Source organism: Paenarthrobacter sp. NPDC056912, from assembly GCF_042786555.1.
Lineage (GTDB): Bacteria > Actinomycetota > Actinomycetes > Actinomycetales > Micrococcaceae > Arthrobacter.
In genome coordinates this window covers 47,445-62,522 of the sequence record NZ_JBHUCD010000006.1, presented here as the reverse complement: position 1 = coordinate 62,522, position 15,078 = coordinate 47,445, and the positions used below count along the sequence as shown (strand labels likewise).

The following is a 15,078-nucleotide window of genomic DNA, read 5'->3' as shown; positions in this document are numbered from 1 at the left end:
TCACTTTCCTAACGTGAGGTTGCCGGCTGCCTTGACCCGAACGCGCATCGCGTTGCCGGGAAGGTAGGGGATGGGGATGGCTTCCTGCTCGACGATCGAGACGGTGTCCGGGCTGGCGCCGGCAGCAACTGCGCGGTCGACGGCCTCCTGCTTCGCGGATTCCAAGGCCCGCTTTTGATCGCCGTCGGGGATGTAGGACACGCGATCCACCTCGCCGCTGATCTGGGCAATGGCGGCGCCATAGGCGTTGGCGACGTCGAAGTTCTCGGGTCGGTGAATGGTGCCGAGGCCGTCGAGTTTCTCTGCCAGCAGGATCGATCCACCGCCGACGGCGACAACCGGCAAGGGTGCGGATGAGGTCCGGATCCGGTCTGCAATGTCGGCGATGGTCCGGTCGATCTGTTCCAGGGCGGACCGGACCACGGCGTCACTGATGTGGTTCACCAAAGATGCGTCTCCGACGTCGGCCCTTCCGCTGCGGACGGCGATGTCCGTAGCCGTCAGGACAGACCCGCCGAAGACGAGCGACTCGTCGGTCAAGCGGTAGCCTACGGAGTCGGGGCCCACTGTTCCTTGGTCGGTCCGCACCCGGGACCCACCGCCGAGGCCTGCGGAGAGGACGTCCGGCATCCGGAAGTTGGTGCGGAGTCCCGCAAGCCGGACGTGGGTGCTGGACTCGCGGGGGAAGCCGTTCACCAGGACGCCGACGTCTGTGGTGGTGCCACCGATGTCCACGATGAGGCAGTCGGAGAACCCGGAGAGCGCCGCTGCTCCTCGCATGGAGTTGGTGGGGCCCGAGGCGAACGTGGCAACGGGGTAGCGCCGGGTGTATTCGATGTCCATGAGCGTGCCGTCGTTCTGGCTGACATACAGCGGAGCCGTGATGCCCTGCTCAAGGACAGCCTTGGCGAGCCCATCGACAATCCGGTTCGCCATCTCGGCGAGGGACGCGTTGACGATGGTTGCGTTCTCGCGCTCGAGGAGACCCACCCTGCCGATTTCGTGCGACAAGGAGACGGGGAATTCGGGGCCAAGCTCCTCGCGGAGGATGGACAGGGTTCGCTGCTCGAATTCATCGTTGACGGGTGAGAACACGCTGGACACCGCCACCGATCGGATGCCGTGGGCGGCAATATCGGCAGCGTGGCGCCGGATCTCGTCGGGGTCGAAGGGGCTGATGGCGCGGCCGTCGAACTCGTGGCCGCCGTGGGCCATGTAAGCGCGTCCCTTCACGGCGGTGGTGAGTGCCTGGGGCCAATCCGTGAAGGGAGGGAGGGACGCCGTGGCCGGCAGTCCCAGCCGGATTGCCGCTGTGGGGCTGAGGTCCCGTGCCTCGATGAGGGCGTTGATGAAATGCGTGGTTCCGATCATCACGCCCCGGATGTGGTCCGGGCTGAAACCGTTCAGTTCCTTCAGCGCCGTGAGCACCTGGGTGATGCCGCTGGTGACGTCCCTGGTGGTGGGGACTTTGGTGGAGGCAAGCACCTGCCCGCCGTCCAGCAGTACGGCGTCTGTGTTGGTTCCGCCGACGTCAATGCCGATTCTCAGGCTACTCATGGTGCGGTTACCGATTCTTCCTTTGTAGTGGATTCGTTGGTTGGTTGGTTGTCGCCGTAGGACCGAAGGAGGTTCAGCTTGCCGGCGATGATGTAGAGGATGAACGCCGCGGCGAGGGAGGTGAAAGCCGGGAGCCCGAAGGTGACGAAGTAGCCCAGCGCCGCCGAGATCGCCCAAATGACGAACGTGGAGGGGATCCAGTTGGGTGATTGAGCTGGCGGGAGCCCCGAATCACGGCTTGCTTCCAGGAGGGGCCGCCACTTCTTGATGACGAAGTATTCGGCCATGATGATGCCGGCCACCGGTGGGAACACGACGCCCAGCACCATGAGGATGTCGATGAACCTGTCCAGGATGCCGATGGCCGCCAGCACTGATCCCACGACGCCCAGAAGCAGCGTGACGTGCCCCCGGTTCAGGCGTTTGTTCATGGCGCTGTTGAAGAAGGAGACGACGCCGAGTCCGGCGCTGTAGAGGTTCCAGTCGTTGATCTTGGACGTGCCCAGAACGATGATCAGGATGCCCACCCAGCCCACGGAGGAGAAGATGATCTGGGTGACGTCCGCCGTTTTGACCGCGTGGGCCAGCAGTACCCCGATCATGCCGATGCTGTAGTTGCCCAGCGTCATTCCGACGACGGTCTGCTTGACGACGTCGCCGGCGCTCCGGTTGTAGCGGGTCATGTCGGGCGTAATGACTGCCCCGAGAACGGCGCTTCCAGCAACGATGGTGGTAGCGGTGACGAAATCCAATTGCGGGCCCGGAGGGGCGTCGTTGATGAGTTGGCTGATGGAGTGGTTGCTCAGTTCAGCCCATGCCGCCCAAGCGATCAGGATCATGAACAGCGGCACAGTGATGTTGGCCAGCCACTGCATGGATTCAAAGCCGCGGACCACGATCAGCGTGACCACCAGGCCGAAGACCAGGGACCAGGCCCAGGTGGGAACTTCTGGCACGATCTGGTTCAGTCCAGCGCCGGAAATCCCTGACTGGATACCGAACCAGCCAATGAGGCTAATGCAGATAGCGAGGCCCAGGACCGACGCGCCGCCGCGGCCAAAGCCTGTCCAGCGGGCGAGCATGGATGTTGTGAGGCCTTGGCGCATGCCGGCGATGCCGACAAAAATCATGAGGGCTTCGACGATCAAAGCGCCGACCGTGAACGCCCAGAAAGCGTCCCAGAACGTCATTCCGAAGCCAAAGGTTGCCCCGAGAAGAAATTGGCTCAGGTCGGAAGTCTGACCAAAGCGTTGGACTGCGATGCCGAACCAGTGCTTCCGCTTCGTTGCGGGAACCCTGGTGATGGGGTAGTCATCGTGCCCTGTGTCGGAGGTGGACATGACATACATTCCTTTCGAGTGATTCACTTCACAGTATCTGTGGGCGACTCGAAGGTCATTGGGCAATATGCAGTGCTGGGCGGGCATGAGTATGCGAAGTGCACATGTTGAGTGGTTGGCGTCGTCGGTTAGCGTTCTTTCACTACCGGACGCGCAGTAAACACCGCGGCACATCATTGAAGGAGCTGCTGTCCCATGAAATGGAATCTTGACGTCGCCCCAAGCTGGTTCCGTACCCAACGGATTACGGACACGATTACCCGTATTGACGAACCACATGTCGACGCACTTCTGCAAGCAAATATCTGGCATGTTCGTGGGCTCGACCGGGACCTCGTGGTTGACTCGGGGTTGGGGGTAGCCTCACTGCGCCAAGCGCTCCCGGAGCTCTTCACCAACAACCCGATCCTGGTGGTGACTCACGCCCATCTTGACCATGCCGGCTCCGCCTATGAGTTCGATGACAGGCGGGCGCACCCGAATGAAGCCTTGGAGGGACCCATCGCGGGATCGCTTCGGGGACCGGTACTGGCGGGTCAGCTGGGGATGAACTGGCCAGGGATCGCCCAATATCTCCTCCACGCGCTGCCCACAGCGGAGTACGACCCCGATCAATACGCTGTGAGGTCCGCACCGAGCACTGCTCCGCTCCTGGAGGGAGAAATCATCGATCTCGGCGACCGCTGCTTCAGGGTCCTTCACCTGCCTGGCCACACGCCCGGAAGCATATGCCTCTTCGAAGAGAGCACCGGAATCCTGTTCAGCGGTGATGTCCTCTATGACGACATCCTCTTGGATGAGATCCATGGGGCCGACATCCGGGACTACGTCAGCAGCATGATCCGCCTCGATGCCCTGCCCGTCAGTACCGTGTATCCAGGACATGGAGAGAGTTTCGATGCACCAAGAATGCGCGAGCTCGTCAATGCCTATCTTCAAAGCAGGGCGCCCCACCTCAGAGTTGGAGCCTAGTCGGCCTTAGCCGCTGACCCAGCCACCCGCCGTCGCGCGCTGAATGTCGAAGAACTGGACCGCCGGTTAGTCCGACGGACGGCAATCGACTATGAACTCCATGAGAGGCGTCGCATTGGCATCCAGAAAGAGCGTGATCAGGTGCTGGTTGAACTCCAGTCGGCGGCTGAAGGGAATGGAGATTGCGTCGTATCCGGCGCTCAGCAAGATCCCGTTCATCATGAGCCGCGACGTTCGCTTGTTACCGTCGAAGTAGAACTGGCGGCGCGTGCCGAAGCAGAAGTATGCAACGGCCCGCTCCGTAGGGTCTGCGATACCCGCCAGATGGGCAAGGCCCAAGTCGTGTTCGGTCCGGAGTGTTTCTCCGGCGTCATCGCAACCGGTCGCCTTGAATGTGCCGTATTCACCCAGATTTACAGTGCCGCCCCCGCGGACAAGGCCTTCGCCGCGGAAGTGCCCGGCCTCGATGGCTTCGTGCGGCGCTACCAGCCCATGTATCCGGTCGGACACACTCTTAGCGGGTTGGAAGGTTCCATTTCGGACCAGATCATGGAGCAAGCGGGTCGATTCGGCCAAAGCAATCACTTGCTTCTCGTCGTCTAATCTATGGCCGCCAACGGTGACGCCTTCGAGCAGCGTGCGAACCTCGGGAAGCGTGTATGGGTTTCCTTCCAGCGCCGCCGCATCCCAGACATGGCCGGCGAGCTGACCTTGGAATCGAGCCAGCGCCCTCGACACTTCCATCGCCGGCACCTCTGACCAACGGACCGCGGTGGAATCCCAGGTGAAACCCAGGTCTGCCAGTCGACGTGCGGACGAAGCATCAAGGTCATGTGCGGGCGGCTCCGGCAACCGAGGAGTCCCTGGCCGCTTTCTGTAGCGACTGGATTCGATATTCCAGCTGGCCTCAGTCATCTGTTTCCTCCCAGTCGCGCGTCAGCTCGTCGGCTTGCTCCCGCGTGTCAGGTATGCCGTAACAGTCGAGAATGATCTGGAGAGGGTCCGCCCACACGACGTTTTCATCGTTCCAGGCGCCAGCCTGGCTGGTTTCGTCCAATGGCAGCAGGATCACATCCCGTGCACCAGGTTGGGGCTTGTTGATAATGTGCCTGATCCGCTCTGGTTCCTCCACGTAAAGGATGATTGGCCCCGTCGATTCGTGTGCTCCAATGCGTGCCGCGGCTGGAGCTCCACTCACCGCCCAGCGCTTGCGAGTCGCAGCCACCGCTGAACAAATCCGCAGAAAGCTCCACTCTGATGTTGCTAAGAGGGCGCCCGGTCTGCGCGTTGGCGGCGCCGCGATGCCCGCCTCCCTGGCTAGTGACCGTGGCTGCGGTGAGCCGTCCCGGCTGGCCCAGCGCTTGAGGGCCGAGAACATGGCAGCGTTGGCGCCTGGAGTAAACGTGTCGTCGAGTACCGCCCTGGCTGCCCCGATGGCATCGGGAATACAGAGCGGTTCCAGTCGAGGTATGAACTGAAGCCCCGTCGCAGCCAAAATCCTGGTTGCCATACCCAGCGTCGGGTCTACGGTCCCCTTCTCGATCCGGGTGATCGTGGACGCGGAAACCCCGGCTCTCCGGGCCAGTTCAGCGCGGCCGAACATCGACCCGCGAATGGCGCTCTGAACCACTTTTTGCATATAAGCAATCTTAGGACTAGGTGAGCATATATGCAACGAAAATGGACTAAACGCATATATGCATAGAGCCGCGCCCCGTCGCCGACGAAGCCAAGCGGGCTGACCCAACAAGCCGGGTCCCGCCGTCGAGCGTTTAGTCCTTCCGCAGGCTGTACGTGCTCACCACGTTGCCCTTGCTGGTCGCGTACTGGTCCTGCAGCGCGAGCCGGTGCAGCGGGTCGCCGTCCTCAAAGAGTCGCCGCCCGCTGCCGGCGACTACTGGGTGGGTCATGAGGGTCAGCTCGTCGAGAACGCCCGCGAACAGCAGTTGGCGAACCAGGGAGATGCTGCCGCAGACGGCGATCTCGCCACCGTCGCGGTTCTTGAGGTCGGTGACAAACTGCTCCACGTCACCCTCGATCAGATGCGAGTTCTCCCATTCGAGAGGCTCGGAGAGGGTCCGGGAAGCGACAAACTTCTCCACGGGATTGATGAAGGCCGCGAAGTCCTCGTCCCGGGAAGCGTTCGGCCAGTAGCCTGCCCACTCCTGGTAGCTGACGCGGCCAAGGACCACAGTGTCAACCGTGGTGATCATCTTGGTCAGCCCCTTGCCGAGATCCTCATCGAAGCTGTCGAACTGGAACTTGAACGGGTCCTGAACCACTCCGTCCACGGAGTGGAACAGGCCGGCGGTGACTTTACGCAAGGGGTCCTCCTGTTGTCCGGCTTATGCGGCGCGGCTGGTCGACTGAAGTTCACGGGACGGCAGTGCCGTCACATTTCCGGGTTCGGCAGGAAGGCGGAGGGGCAATTCGTGGAGCTCGGCGAACACCTGGAGCTGCTGCACCGCATCCGCATCAACTGTCGCTTCCGTCAGGTCCAGCTCGACCCCGAGACCGCCGCCCAGGCTCCTGGTGCGTTGAACCACCGGGTAGAGCCCCTGGATGCTCAGGGTGGTCACGCGACCGGTGGCGGCGATCTGGATCTGTTCGCCGTCCACGTCGACGCGAACAACTACGGAGAGCTTGTCGCTGGACAATGTGTTGCCTTTCATCGGGGTGCTGCGACGCTGCAGCGCCCCCCAGCGTAGACGCCGAGTGTGACGTGCGCAACATTGCGACGGCGGGGCTGGCTCGGGTTCCTGTTTCGCAAGATAGGCGGGTGGAAGCGTCCACCAGCCCCGACCGCGTCTGAAGGAATGCGCAAAGCCGCCTGCACGGCACGGTGCGACGGCAGGAAAGCTTCGAACGGCCCTGAATCCGCAAATGGGCGGTGTCCCACCAGGAGCGTCCCAGTTCCAAGGAAGTGAAACATTCTCGTAGTTGGGATTGGCTAAGCGACTAGTCAGTCCAGACATGAGGTTCGACGCGGGACTCCTGCAGACGTTGTGGAATGTTTGATGCCAAAGCCAAGGGGGAAACTACGCCCTCTTGATAGACGGGGGAGTACTCGGCGGGGATCCAAGGCTTGGTCGAATCTGAGAGCAGGGCTGTGAGCATATCCCGGTTGGCGGGTGCCTCGGCCCACGAATGGAACAGCCCGCCTGGATACTCCTCCAGATGGCCGGAGAGGTGCGGGCGGACAGCGTCTGCGTAGTGTGGCCCAAACCACATCCACCACTGTGAATGTGGTTTTAGGCCCACCCAGCCACTAGCCAATCCCAACAATCGATACTCTTCCGCGCCAGGGCCGTCTACGAGTTGTTTTCGTTCGAGCGTGTAGTCTCGCAAGACTTCAGCAGCTGCGTGAAATGCCCGACTTTCCTCCGCGAACCGGATAAAGAACTCCCGCACTCTCGTGCGGAACGATTCGTCGAGTAGGGCTTCCGATGCGATTGTCATGCGCATGGTCCGAACGTCGGTCGCGCTAGTCGATATCCGCGAACTGAGCGATACCCAAGTCACTGGGTACTTCGGCTTAAAGCTGACAGCAGAGGCAGGCTCCTGCCAAGCTTTCGAAAACGCGAGGTCACCATCTCGGGTTAGGTCCCACTGAGGAGGATGTTGTGTTCCGAACTTCCCAGGGACTGCCAAAGGCAGCAACTCTCGCGCTAACGCCAGGTACTTCTGCGGGAGGTCGCCGGGCATCTCGTCTGCGAGGCAGTACCAGGCAAACTCCACAGCATCAACGCGGGGGTAGACCGTGTAAATGGAGCCCCGGGGGGGTTTAGGCAGGGGCCACACTTGCGCGGTTTGTTCGTCGAACACAACGCCGCCAACGTGCTTAGCAAGTTTTCTTGCGAACCGTACACCGTGGGGGATTTCGGCCTCGGACGTCCCCTCGACCAAGACTTGGAACATCGTTACCACGTTGGGCAGGACCGAAATAACTTCTGCCGGTACGTCTGCTGAATCGGTTTCGAACGGCCCGTCTACCGTGAAGCAATAAGACTGCTTGACACCACGGTTAACTCGAATCGAACGTGAAAGTTCGGCGACTTCCGTCTCAGAAGAATCCGCTTCTAAGCCTTTGGCGCTCTCAAGCAGTGACAGCACTGGCTCCAAGGTCTGCTTTCCAGGGCCGTAAACCGTCACATCGTAGGACAAAGCCGTCTCCATTTCAAAAGCTATTGCTGTACTACATTGTCGGGCCGATCGTACCGTCTAGCGAATAAGGTATCTCCTCCTTCAGGATCTCCCCGCATTTGATCATGTCCTTCAGCTCTTGTGAGAGCACAGTATCCCCTCGACCGTAGAGGATTAGCTTTCCGGCCGGCTTACCGTTGACAGGCGTTTCTGCGTATACCATAAAGTCTTTCAGCTGCCTGTTCTCAGCCTTGTTCTGGGGGCTTGGTCAGTACTCATCGCAACATGGGGCTTTGGTTCAATGGACTACAGCGGTACCCCGGGTGCTGATCGGAATACTTTGCTTGCTTCTATCGTTGTCGTTGTCTTGGTCGGCATGCTGATCTTGAAGGAACGATCGCGAAAGTAAATCCAAGTCATAAGGGCCACCGCGGTCTTCCACGGTGGCCCTTGTCATTGGTTTACGAGTACACGTTTGTTCGAAGTCTGACCGGAATCTACTTCCTTTAGCCGGATAGGAAGTATTTCATCTTCCGCACCTACCCAATATTTAGCGAACAGGATGGTCGGGTTCCAGGGCTATGGCGTAGCCAGAGCTACTGCAGGCGTCCACCAATTTATCTCGTGCATCGTCAAGCCAGCCGCGCACGTCCAGGAATGAATAGGGAACATCAGCTCCAGTGGCTGTTTTCGTGTACATGTCTTCGAGCTGGACAATGCGGTCCAAGTTGCTTTTTACTTCACCAGAGGCTTGGGCAGCACCGGCCCCCGCCGTAGCGGCAAGTTTCTTTAGCGATGGTCTGTAATCTTCACCGCGCCAATCAACCACTATCAGCTTGTCTCTCAGGTCGACAGCGTTATACATCCTTTCGAAGTCTTTGCAAGGTCCTTCATTTTGAGTTGATGAACACCCGCTGAGAGATACCGATCCCAGGGCCGCTCCGAGGAAAAGGGTGATGGTCTTCTTCATAAGTGCAACCTTAGACACTTAGGAAAAAATCGTTGTCACTGGCATCCAGTCGATGCCGTAACAAGTCAATCGAAACTGTCACCATCGCTCTGGCATTGATTTCCTGGCCCTGAGGATCAGCCTCTTTTAGATTGGGACGTCGCGTCTGTAATGACAGTGTTAGTTCAACGAATCCTGGACTACGTCATATAGAGCGGATCTCAAGTCGCACGCGGTGCCTAGGTCGGGAATGTCATTGCCGTCGGTTATTCTCAGGGTTGTTATTCCACCGCTGGTGGATGAGTAACTGATAACGACTAGTGGGGGAACAAATGAATAACCGTTTGGTAACAATGGCTGCCGCCCTGAGTGTGCTTATATTGGGCGCCTGCTCTTCGCCCGGCACCTCGCAAACTGGGGGCGGAACAGCTACGGGGGGCCAGCCTGCTGCGGTGGCAACCACGACGAAGGCCACGGAGGTCAAACAGGGAACACTGGCTGATGCCGTCGCTCAGGGTTGGCTTTCGGGTACGGCGAGTGCTTCGCTTGGGGCTGGGACTTCTGGGAAAGTGGATGTGGTCGCGTCAGGTCCGATCACCTCAGGGTACGGTGGCACATCGGTGCCCATTGCTGTTCGAAACAACACTACTGACACGATCAGCAGCGTGGATGTCACTGGCGCAGCGACGGACGCGGCCGGCACAATTGTCGGTTCGGGTCAGAGCCAAGGGTTTAATCCTTCGAGCATCCCACCAGGTGGAGTGGCACTCGGCTTTGTATATTTCCAACCCAATACCCCGGTGAAGACTGACTCAAAGATCGAGTTTACGGTTGCATCCCGTCCAGTGACAGGCAAGCCCTACTTCCGGGATCTGAAAGTTGACCAAGCGAACATCGCCGGGGAAAACGTGACTGGTAAGGCCACCAATTCCTCAGATGACAAGCTGAGCGGCCCCTACTCCGTGCATGTGACGTGCTTCGACGAGAAGGGCGCAATGCTGGACACACTGACGGGATACGCCTCGCCTTCGGCCGATATCGCTGCAGGTCAAAGCGTGACCTTTCAGATCGGGCTGGCTGACAAAGCCTGCCCATCATTCCTCCTGGGAGTTTCAGGGTATGAGGCTCTGAAGTAGTTCAAGCAAGATTAGCCCCCAGTACGGTCGGCGAGGCCGGAGATGCCATCAAGCACTGAGGGCTTCATACAAATTCCTTCGTGCTGACCAACCTCGTAGCCCAATCCACAACCAAGCAGTCATCGCCGTTTATCGTCAAAATATGGAGACACCATGAAGAAACTCATCACGCCTGTCCTACTGGTAGCAGCCCTTACCTTGACCGGGTGCGCCGGTGCGGCCCCCGCCACGAACGGCACTGCCGAATCCAAAACCACTCAAGAGGAACCCAAAACCCCGGACCTGACCGGTGGCTGGAAGCAGAGCAACCCCGCCAGCGAGAAGTCCTATCAGCAAGCCACAATCACCGCCGACAAAATAACGGTTGAATGGGTCACCGACAGCGGCAATACCACCTCGATCTACTGGGTCGGGACGTTCGCGGCGCCTTCAAGTGCCACCGAACCGTATACCTGGACCTCCGCGAGGGACGTCGAAGCGACTAAATCAGCGCTCCTTGCATCCAGCGATGACGTCAAAGAGTTCAAATACGAAGCCGGCACCATCAGCTACAAGGTCAGCGCGCTTGGAACCACAACAACGGTGAATCTCAAGAAGAACTGACAGCAATAGGGTGCCGCCCCAACCAGCAGAGCGCGCGTTGGGGCGGCAAGCTGTCCAGCCTGACACGTTTCTTGCCTGCTTAATGGGTGTCCGGCTGCGAATATTAGAGCTCGAGTAATAAAGGAGATGGCTGAGCTGAGGGCGCCAGCAATCAAGGGCCTCTTTCGCTTGCAGCCCGGAATGCCTCGCCCGGAAGGTGTCCGGTGGAGGATCCTCTACCGGACGGCGAAACCGAGTATGGCTTGAACTCGCACTATCGGGCGCGAAGAGAAATTGCAGCTGAGGGAAAGCGATGTAGGGAGCGTGGTTCTCCAAGGCCTAACGGCACAAGGCCGGAACATCATCGACCGAGCGAATTTCGGCGCCGCCTCTGCCGCCGGGTTGATATTCGCACCACTCCCCGGCGAAGGCTTGTGCGGCAACCCAAACTATAGGGGCGGACGCTGCTACAACGAGGAAGATGGCCAAGCCTGCCCATACCCAGGTTCTACGGGCGGTAACGCTTCGTCGCATCATCACAAAAGCCACTAAGCCGGCTATAAACGTTGCCAGAACGGCGCTGACTTGCAGCGCCTGGTTCGACGTAGCCCCGGTCCCGGTGAGTACAGAGGTAACGGTGGCACCAGCGATAAGAGCGGATAGAATCGCGGGCAGAACTGACAGTGAGCAGAAGATCGTAGCCAGGACCACGGCTAGACGTGGTCTATCAGGTCTTACCCTGGCAAATTCGGTGTCCAATATGTTCCCCCCAAGTGTTCGTTGCCCGACGCTACCAGACGACCGCCCCACACCGCTCTGTATCAGGCAGCTCACTTCGGTCCCGTAAGCGGTGGCGAACGAGCGCCCTCAGCGTTCGATTGGGGATCCTCTAACGGGCCTGCAGGAGACCGCCTGGCTGGCCCCTGCGTAGGCGAATAACCCGGACGGTGTGCAAAATGATCAACCCCACTCCAATGCTGACGAATATGGCGTCTGGCCAGCGAAGCGCTTCTGTGGCAAGCCTGACACTAAGTTCGGGAGCGGTAAGTAAAGTTCGACGGCGGTCGTCGCCTCAGTCTGAGGCGAGGACCGCCGTCGTGGTTCAGCTACGTTCCTTGAAGTACTTGAAGAGACGAGACTCGCGGCTGAAGGTCGCTATGAGCAGGCTTCCAGTTATAGCGCCGAGGCTGCCCAAGCCGCCTATCAGGAGGAAATGGCTATAAAGGTCCTCAGCAATCAATGGCACCGCAAAGCGCGCAACAAGGACGACACTCGCTGTGGCAACAAGGCCAGCAACTCCGGCCCAAACCGCTGCCTCAACCAAAGCCGTGAGGGTGAGATCACCGCTCGTCACACCCGCATGGAGCGATGACGCGTATTCGAGCCGTCGACGTGCCCCTCCCAAAAGTCCGATGACGAGTCCCAACGCGGCTGAAGCGGCCGGGGAGTACCGGGTTAGCCGCGCTTGGTACTCGTCCGCCCCTGCAAAAACCAAGCCGAAGGTAGGGTTCAAAGTCGAAACCGACGCAGCAGCTTCTCCCGAGCCGGTGCCCTGAGAGGCGCGAATGAGGGAGTCGAAGCCTGCAGTCGAGGGCCATACATCTGCCCAGCATTCATCGAACGTGCCTGTCGGCAGCGAGGGGAACAGCACTGCATTGGCAAGGCGGCTGTCTCGACCATCATTCTCTGGATACGGGAAAATTGCCGCCACGGAAATGGGTCCTTGATCAGTTTCCAAGAGATCGCCGCTCCGGATCTTCCAGCGTTTCGCGAGTGGTTCTGAGATGAGGACCCCAGTGTTCAGTGCGGCGCCCAAGCCGAGGACCTTTTGGAAACCCAGCGTCGTCGCAAATGATGGAGTTGTGACTCCGGGCAGGCTGGTGATGCCGATCGGCGCCACGGACTTCATCGCTCCGGCCGAGAGAATGCCACTTGTATTGGAAAGGGCATCACATCGTTTCGGGTCGATGCCAGCATCGACCTTCAGGACACGGACTGACGCGCCCGCGGAATGATAGTCACGTGCGCGCTTATCCAGTGCTGAGACAGTCCACAGCTCCGCGCAAGATGCAAACGAGATGGCGAGTATGAGTGCGATGGCGAGCCAGCCAGCCTTTGATGCTCCGCTCTGTACGTTGCGCCAGGCTTCTCGAAAAATCACATCCGCCCGCATCACGTGGCAGTGCTCCCGGCACCAAGTGTCGTGAGGTCCAGAACTTCCGAACACGCATCCAGGGTGTCCTGGTCGTGGCTGGCCACGATGACTACAGCTCCGCTTTTGGCTAGTCCGCCAAGCACAGAGTTGACTGTGCCAGCGGTTGCTCGATCTAGCTGCGCCGTTGGCTCATCGACGAGGATGAGATCAGGATTTCCGGCCACTGCCCGCGCGAGCATCAAACGTTGTGCCTCGCCGCCTGAAAGTAGAGAGAATCGCTTGCTGGCACTTCTTTGCAGCCCGAAGTCCGCGAGCCGCTCAAAGGCCAGTTCCTCGCTGTGATTCCGGGAGAGTCCCGTGGCCAGGTAAGGTAGCGCGACGTGATCGAGTGCCGTCCGCTGCGGCACGCCCAGAGGATTTTGAAATACCCAGCGAACAGTAGAAATTCCAGTTCGTTCGACGTGGCCTTCTTTTGGCATTTCCCAACCGGCGATGATGGACAATAGTGTTGATTTTCCCGAACCGGAGGGTCCTCTGAGTCCCCTTGCCGAATTTGCCGGGAATTCAGCATTCAAGTTTCGGAAAAGGAAATGATTCGCTTCAAATCCGTGACCGACGCCGTGAAGACTCAGCTTGGTTTGGGGTTCCGCTTGACCTAAGGAACCGTCTATGGGCATTCTCTGGCTCCTATGGCCTCGCCCAACAGGATTTCTTTCGGTACCTCTTTCTCGAAGGTAGCCAGCACTGATCCTGCGCTTGAGCCAGCGATGGTGATGGGAATGATGGTTCCTTCCGCGGACTTCACGCAAGCTGTGCTTTGGTGTGCGCCGAACACCCCGGAGACAGGAACTTTCGCAACTTCCAGGGGAGAAGCCAGTGACGTCTTGATGCTTAGCGGCTTCGGGCTATTGCTTGACTGAGTCGCAGCAAAGTCGGGACTCCGAGATATCTCGCCCAGCAGGGTCGGATCCGTGACCATACCATCGGCAGACACCGGAGCGGACACGTTCCCGAAGGACACGAGCCTGGCACCCGGGGCGGGTGGTTGGCCGGGAGGATAGACAACACGCAGGCTGCTAACAGACCCAACGATGGTAATGAACGGGGACCCGGGAGCGTATTGTGACCCGAGCAACGCATTGCAGGACTTCACTCGGACGCTGTCAGCAGGCAGCCAGAGTGTTTCTTCATGGTGGAGGACGGCGTCGTGGTTCTTCAGCGCCAGATCCGTTTGGATCTTGAGGATCGCTGCCCTCAGATCTGCTCCGTAGGCGCCCTTCTCCGCCACATCGAGGCCCGTCGCCTTGAGCTGTGCGCGGAATGCGTCGACATCCGCCCCCGCGGTTCCTGGACCTATATCTCTATAGAAAGGCACCGCGGAATGGAGGCCGAGGACCGGCCGGCCGCTCAATGAGGCCACGACGTGTCCCGATTTGATCTCGCCGCCGGCCGTGCACGCCGACGATGTGACGGTGCCCGAGAGCCCCAGAGTCGCTTCCACGGGTTCTGATGCCTCAATTTCCCCCGCCACAGTGCGTTCATCTCGATACCCGGTCATCGTGACGGCAGCAGACATAGCTTCGCCTGGAGGGCTCAGGGATGCGGGCGCAGCGAGGGCCGTCGCCCCAAGCACGGCGACGACGGCCACAGCCGCACTAGAGACGCCAACGAGCGCATACGACAACCAACGGGTTCTTGACACGTCTACGACGTCTCCTTCCCGAGGGCCATGTTGGCCCCGACGAAGCAGGCTTGAGCTTCATCGCTGTAGGGGTCAAAGGGAAGCCGGTCTTCCAGGGTGGACCCCGGACTTCCGGGGGAACCCATGATCTTCCGTAGATCTTCATGAGAGAAAGTCGAATCAACGATGCCCTCGGCTTCGAGGCACTTGTGGGCGATTTCATAGGGGTTGGCGAGCAGCTCGGGGTTTCCTTGCTGGATGCCGTAGAGTTCGCCGACCTCGTTGGTTGTTCCCTTCTCGCACTGAGTCACGATTGACATGGCAGTTTGGACCGACTCCCCATCCGCCAGTGGAGTGTTCTCAATTCGGTACAGGCCGTTGCTAAGTTTCTTTAGGGTGACGGGTTTCCCCGATGTCGCCATGCACTGCGCGAAACGGCTATAGGCCTCGTCGTAGTCCGCTTGCTCGATTCGTCCTGAGACTTTGGCTCGTTCCAGGACGTCCCTGTCGAACTCCTGGAGCGTGGGATCGTTCAGTGCGGTGGCGACCAATTCGCCAAAGTT

General features: G+C 59.6%; 15 protein-coding genes. 3 read left to right on the top strand and 12 right to left on the bottom strand.

All coding sequences use genetic code 11. The features are described 5' to 3' along the window. Together ACFRJ9_RS08395 and ACFRJ9_RS08390 are read right to left on the bottom strand one after the other, a co-directional pair. Positions 1 to 1,548 (bottom strand): hydantoinase/oxoprolinase N-terminal domain-containing protein, encoded by a 1,548-nt coding sequence (locus ACFRJ9_RS08395; protein ID WP_377666693.1) that lies wholly within the window; start codon positions 1,546 to 1,548, stop codon positions 1 to 3. A gap of 5 nt (positions 1,549 to 1,553) precedes the next feature. Beyond that, on the bottom strand, positions 1,554 to 2,897 hold the full coding sequence (locus ACFRJ9_RS08390) for a purine-cytosine permease family protein (protein ID WP_377666362.1): 1,344 nt from the start codon (positions 2,895 to 2,897) through the stop codon (positions 1,554 to 1,556). A 195-nt stretch (positions 2,898 to 3,092) separates the two neighbouring features. Here ACFRJ9_RS08390 and ACFRJ9_RS08385 point away from each other — a divergent pair, with 195 nt between their 5' ends. Further along, the gene (locus tag ACFRJ9_RS08385) at positions 3,093 to 3,869 is read left to right on the top strand and encodes an MBL fold metallo-hydrolase (protein ID WP_377666360.1); all 777 of its coding nucleotides are present in this window, start codon (positions 3,093 to 3,095) and stop codon (positions 3,867 to 3,869) included. 66 nt (positions 3,870 to 3,935) lie between these two features. On the opposite strand, the gene ACFRJ9_RS08380 is transcribed toward ACFRJ9_RS08385, so the two are convergent. From ACFRJ9_RS08380 to ACFRJ9_RS08355, 6 genes are all read right to left on the bottom strand, one after another. Continuing rightward, a complete protein-coding gene (locus ACFRJ9_RS08380; RefSeq protein ID WP_377666358.1) occupies positions 3,936 to 4,613 on the bottom strand; it encodes a hypothetical protein in 678 nt (225 codons plus the stop codon). Positions 4,614 to 4,776: 163 nt separating this feature from the next. Beyond that, complete coding sequence (locus tag ACFRJ9_RS08375; RefSeq protein ID WP_377666691.1) at positions 4,777 to 5,616, bottom strand: helix-turn-helix domain-containing protein; 840 nt, start codon at positions 5,614 to 5,616, stop codon at positions 4,777 to 4,779. Positions 5,617 to 5,641: 25 nt separating this feature from the next. After that, positions 5,642 to 6,193, bottom strand: a complete 552-nt coding sequence (locus tag ACFRJ9_RS08370) for a dihydrofolate reductase family protein (RefSeq protein ID WP_377666356.1) — start codon at positions 6,191 to 6,193, stop codon at positions 5,642 to 5,644. Positions 6,194 to 6,214: 21 nt separating this feature from the next. Continuing rightward, entirely contained in the window at positions 6,215 to 6,541 is a 327-nt protein-coding gene (locus ACFRJ9_RS08365; RefSeq protein WP_377666354.1) for a hypothetical protein, read from the bottom strand. A gap of 286 nt (positions 6,542 to 6,827) precedes the next feature. Next, positions 6,828 to 8,033, bottom strand: coding sequence for a hypothetical protein (locus ACFRJ9_RS08360; RefSeq protein ID WP_377666352.1), 1,206 nt, complete (start codon positions 8,031 to 8,033; stop codon positions 6,828 to 6,830). Positions 8,034 to 8,562: 529 nt separating this feature from the next. Beyond that, positions 8,563 to 8,982, bottom strand: coding sequence for a hypothetical protein (locus ACFRJ9_RS08355; protein ID WP_377666350.1), 420 nt, complete (start codon positions 8,980 to 8,982; stop codon positions 8,563 to 8,565). 779 nt (positions 8,983 to 9,761) lie between these two features. Between ACFRJ9_RS08355 and ACFRJ9_RS08350 the strand changes: the two genes are divergently transcribed. Continuing rightward, on the top strand, positions 9,762 to 10,097 hold the full coding sequence (locus ACFRJ9_RS08350) for an FxLYD domain-containing protein (protein WP_377666348.1): 336 nt from the start codon (positions 9,762 to 9,764) through the stop codon (positions 10,095 to 10,097). A 153-nt stretch (positions 10,098 to 10,250) separates the two neighbouring features. After that, positions 10,251 to 10,700 (top strand): hypothetical protein, encoded by a 450-nt coding sequence (locus ACFRJ9_RS08345; RefSeq protein WP_377666346.1) that lies wholly within the window; start codon positions 10,251 to 10,253, stop codon positions 10,698 to 10,700. A gap of 1,081 nt (positions 10,701 to 11,781) precedes the next feature. Here ACFRJ9_RS08345 and ACFRJ9_RS08340 read toward each other — a convergent pair. The 4 genes from ACFRJ9_RS08340 to ACFRJ9_RS08325 form a co-directional block, all read right to left on the bottom strand. Beyond that, positions 11,782 to 12,588: a hypothetical protein gene (locus ACFRJ9_RS08340; RefSeq protein WP_377666345.1), complete on the bottom strand. Its 807-nt coding sequence runs from the start codon at positions 12,586 to 12,588 to the stop codon at positions 11,782 to 11,784. A 263-nt stretch (positions 12,589 to 12,851) separates the two neighbouring features. Beyond that, entirely contained in the window at positions 12,852 to 13,511 is a 660-nt protein-coding gene (locus tag ACFRJ9_RS08335; protein ID WP_377666343.1) for an ATP-binding cassette domain-containing protein, read from the bottom strand. Then, positions 13,502 to 14,536 (bottom strand): hypothetical protein, encoded by a 1,035-nt coding sequence (locus ACFRJ9_RS08330; protein WP_377666341.1) that lies wholly within the window; start codon positions 14,534 to 14,536, stop codon positions 13,502 to 13,504. The genes ACFRJ9_RS08335 and ACFRJ9_RS08330 overlap by 10 nt, the downstream gene beginning before the upstream one ends. A gap of 2 nt (positions 14,537 to 14,538) precedes the next feature. Further along, positions 14,539 to 15,066: a hypothetical protein gene (locus tag ACFRJ9_RS08325; protein ID WP_377666339.1), complete on the bottom strand. Its 528-nt coding sequence runs from the start codon at positions 15,064 to 15,066 to the stop codon at positions 14,539 to 14,541. Positions 15,067 to 15,078 lie beyond the last annotated feature (12 nt).

Coding starts and splice junctions, on each gene's coding strand:
- ACFRJ9_RS08355 (WP_377666350.1), bottom strand. CDS start 8,982: ATGAAGAAGACCATCACCCTTTTCCTCGGAGCGGCCCTGGGATCGGTA.
- ACFRJ9_RS08335 (WP_377666343.1), bottom strand. CDS start 13,511: ATGCCCATAGACGGTTCCTTAGGTCAAGCGGAACCCCAAACCAAGCTG.
- ACFRJ9_RS08380 (WP_377666358.1), bottom strand. CDS start 4,613: ATGGAAGTGTCGAGGGCGCTGGCTCGATTCCAAGGTCAGCTCGCCGGC.
- ACFRJ9_RS08385 (WP_377666360.1), top strand. CDS start 3,093: ATGAAATGGAATCTTGACGTCGCCCCAAGCTGGTTCCGTACCCAACGG.
- ACFRJ9_RS08340 (WP_377666345.1), bottom strand. CDS start 12,588: ATGAAGTCCGTGGCGCCGATCGGCATCACCAGCCTGCCCGGAGTCACA.
- ACFRJ9_RS08365 (WP_377666354.1), bottom strand. CDS start 6,541: ATGAAAGGCAACACATTGTCCAGCGACAAGCTCTCCGTAGTTGTTCGC.
- ACFRJ9_RS08390 (WP_377666362.1), bottom strand. CDS start 2,897: ATGTCCACCTCCGACACAGGGCACGATGACTACCCCATCACCAGGGTT.
- ACFRJ9_RS08345 (WP_377666346.1), top strand. CDS start 10,251: ATGAAGAAACTCATCACGCCTGTCCTACTGGTAGCAGCCCTTACCTTG.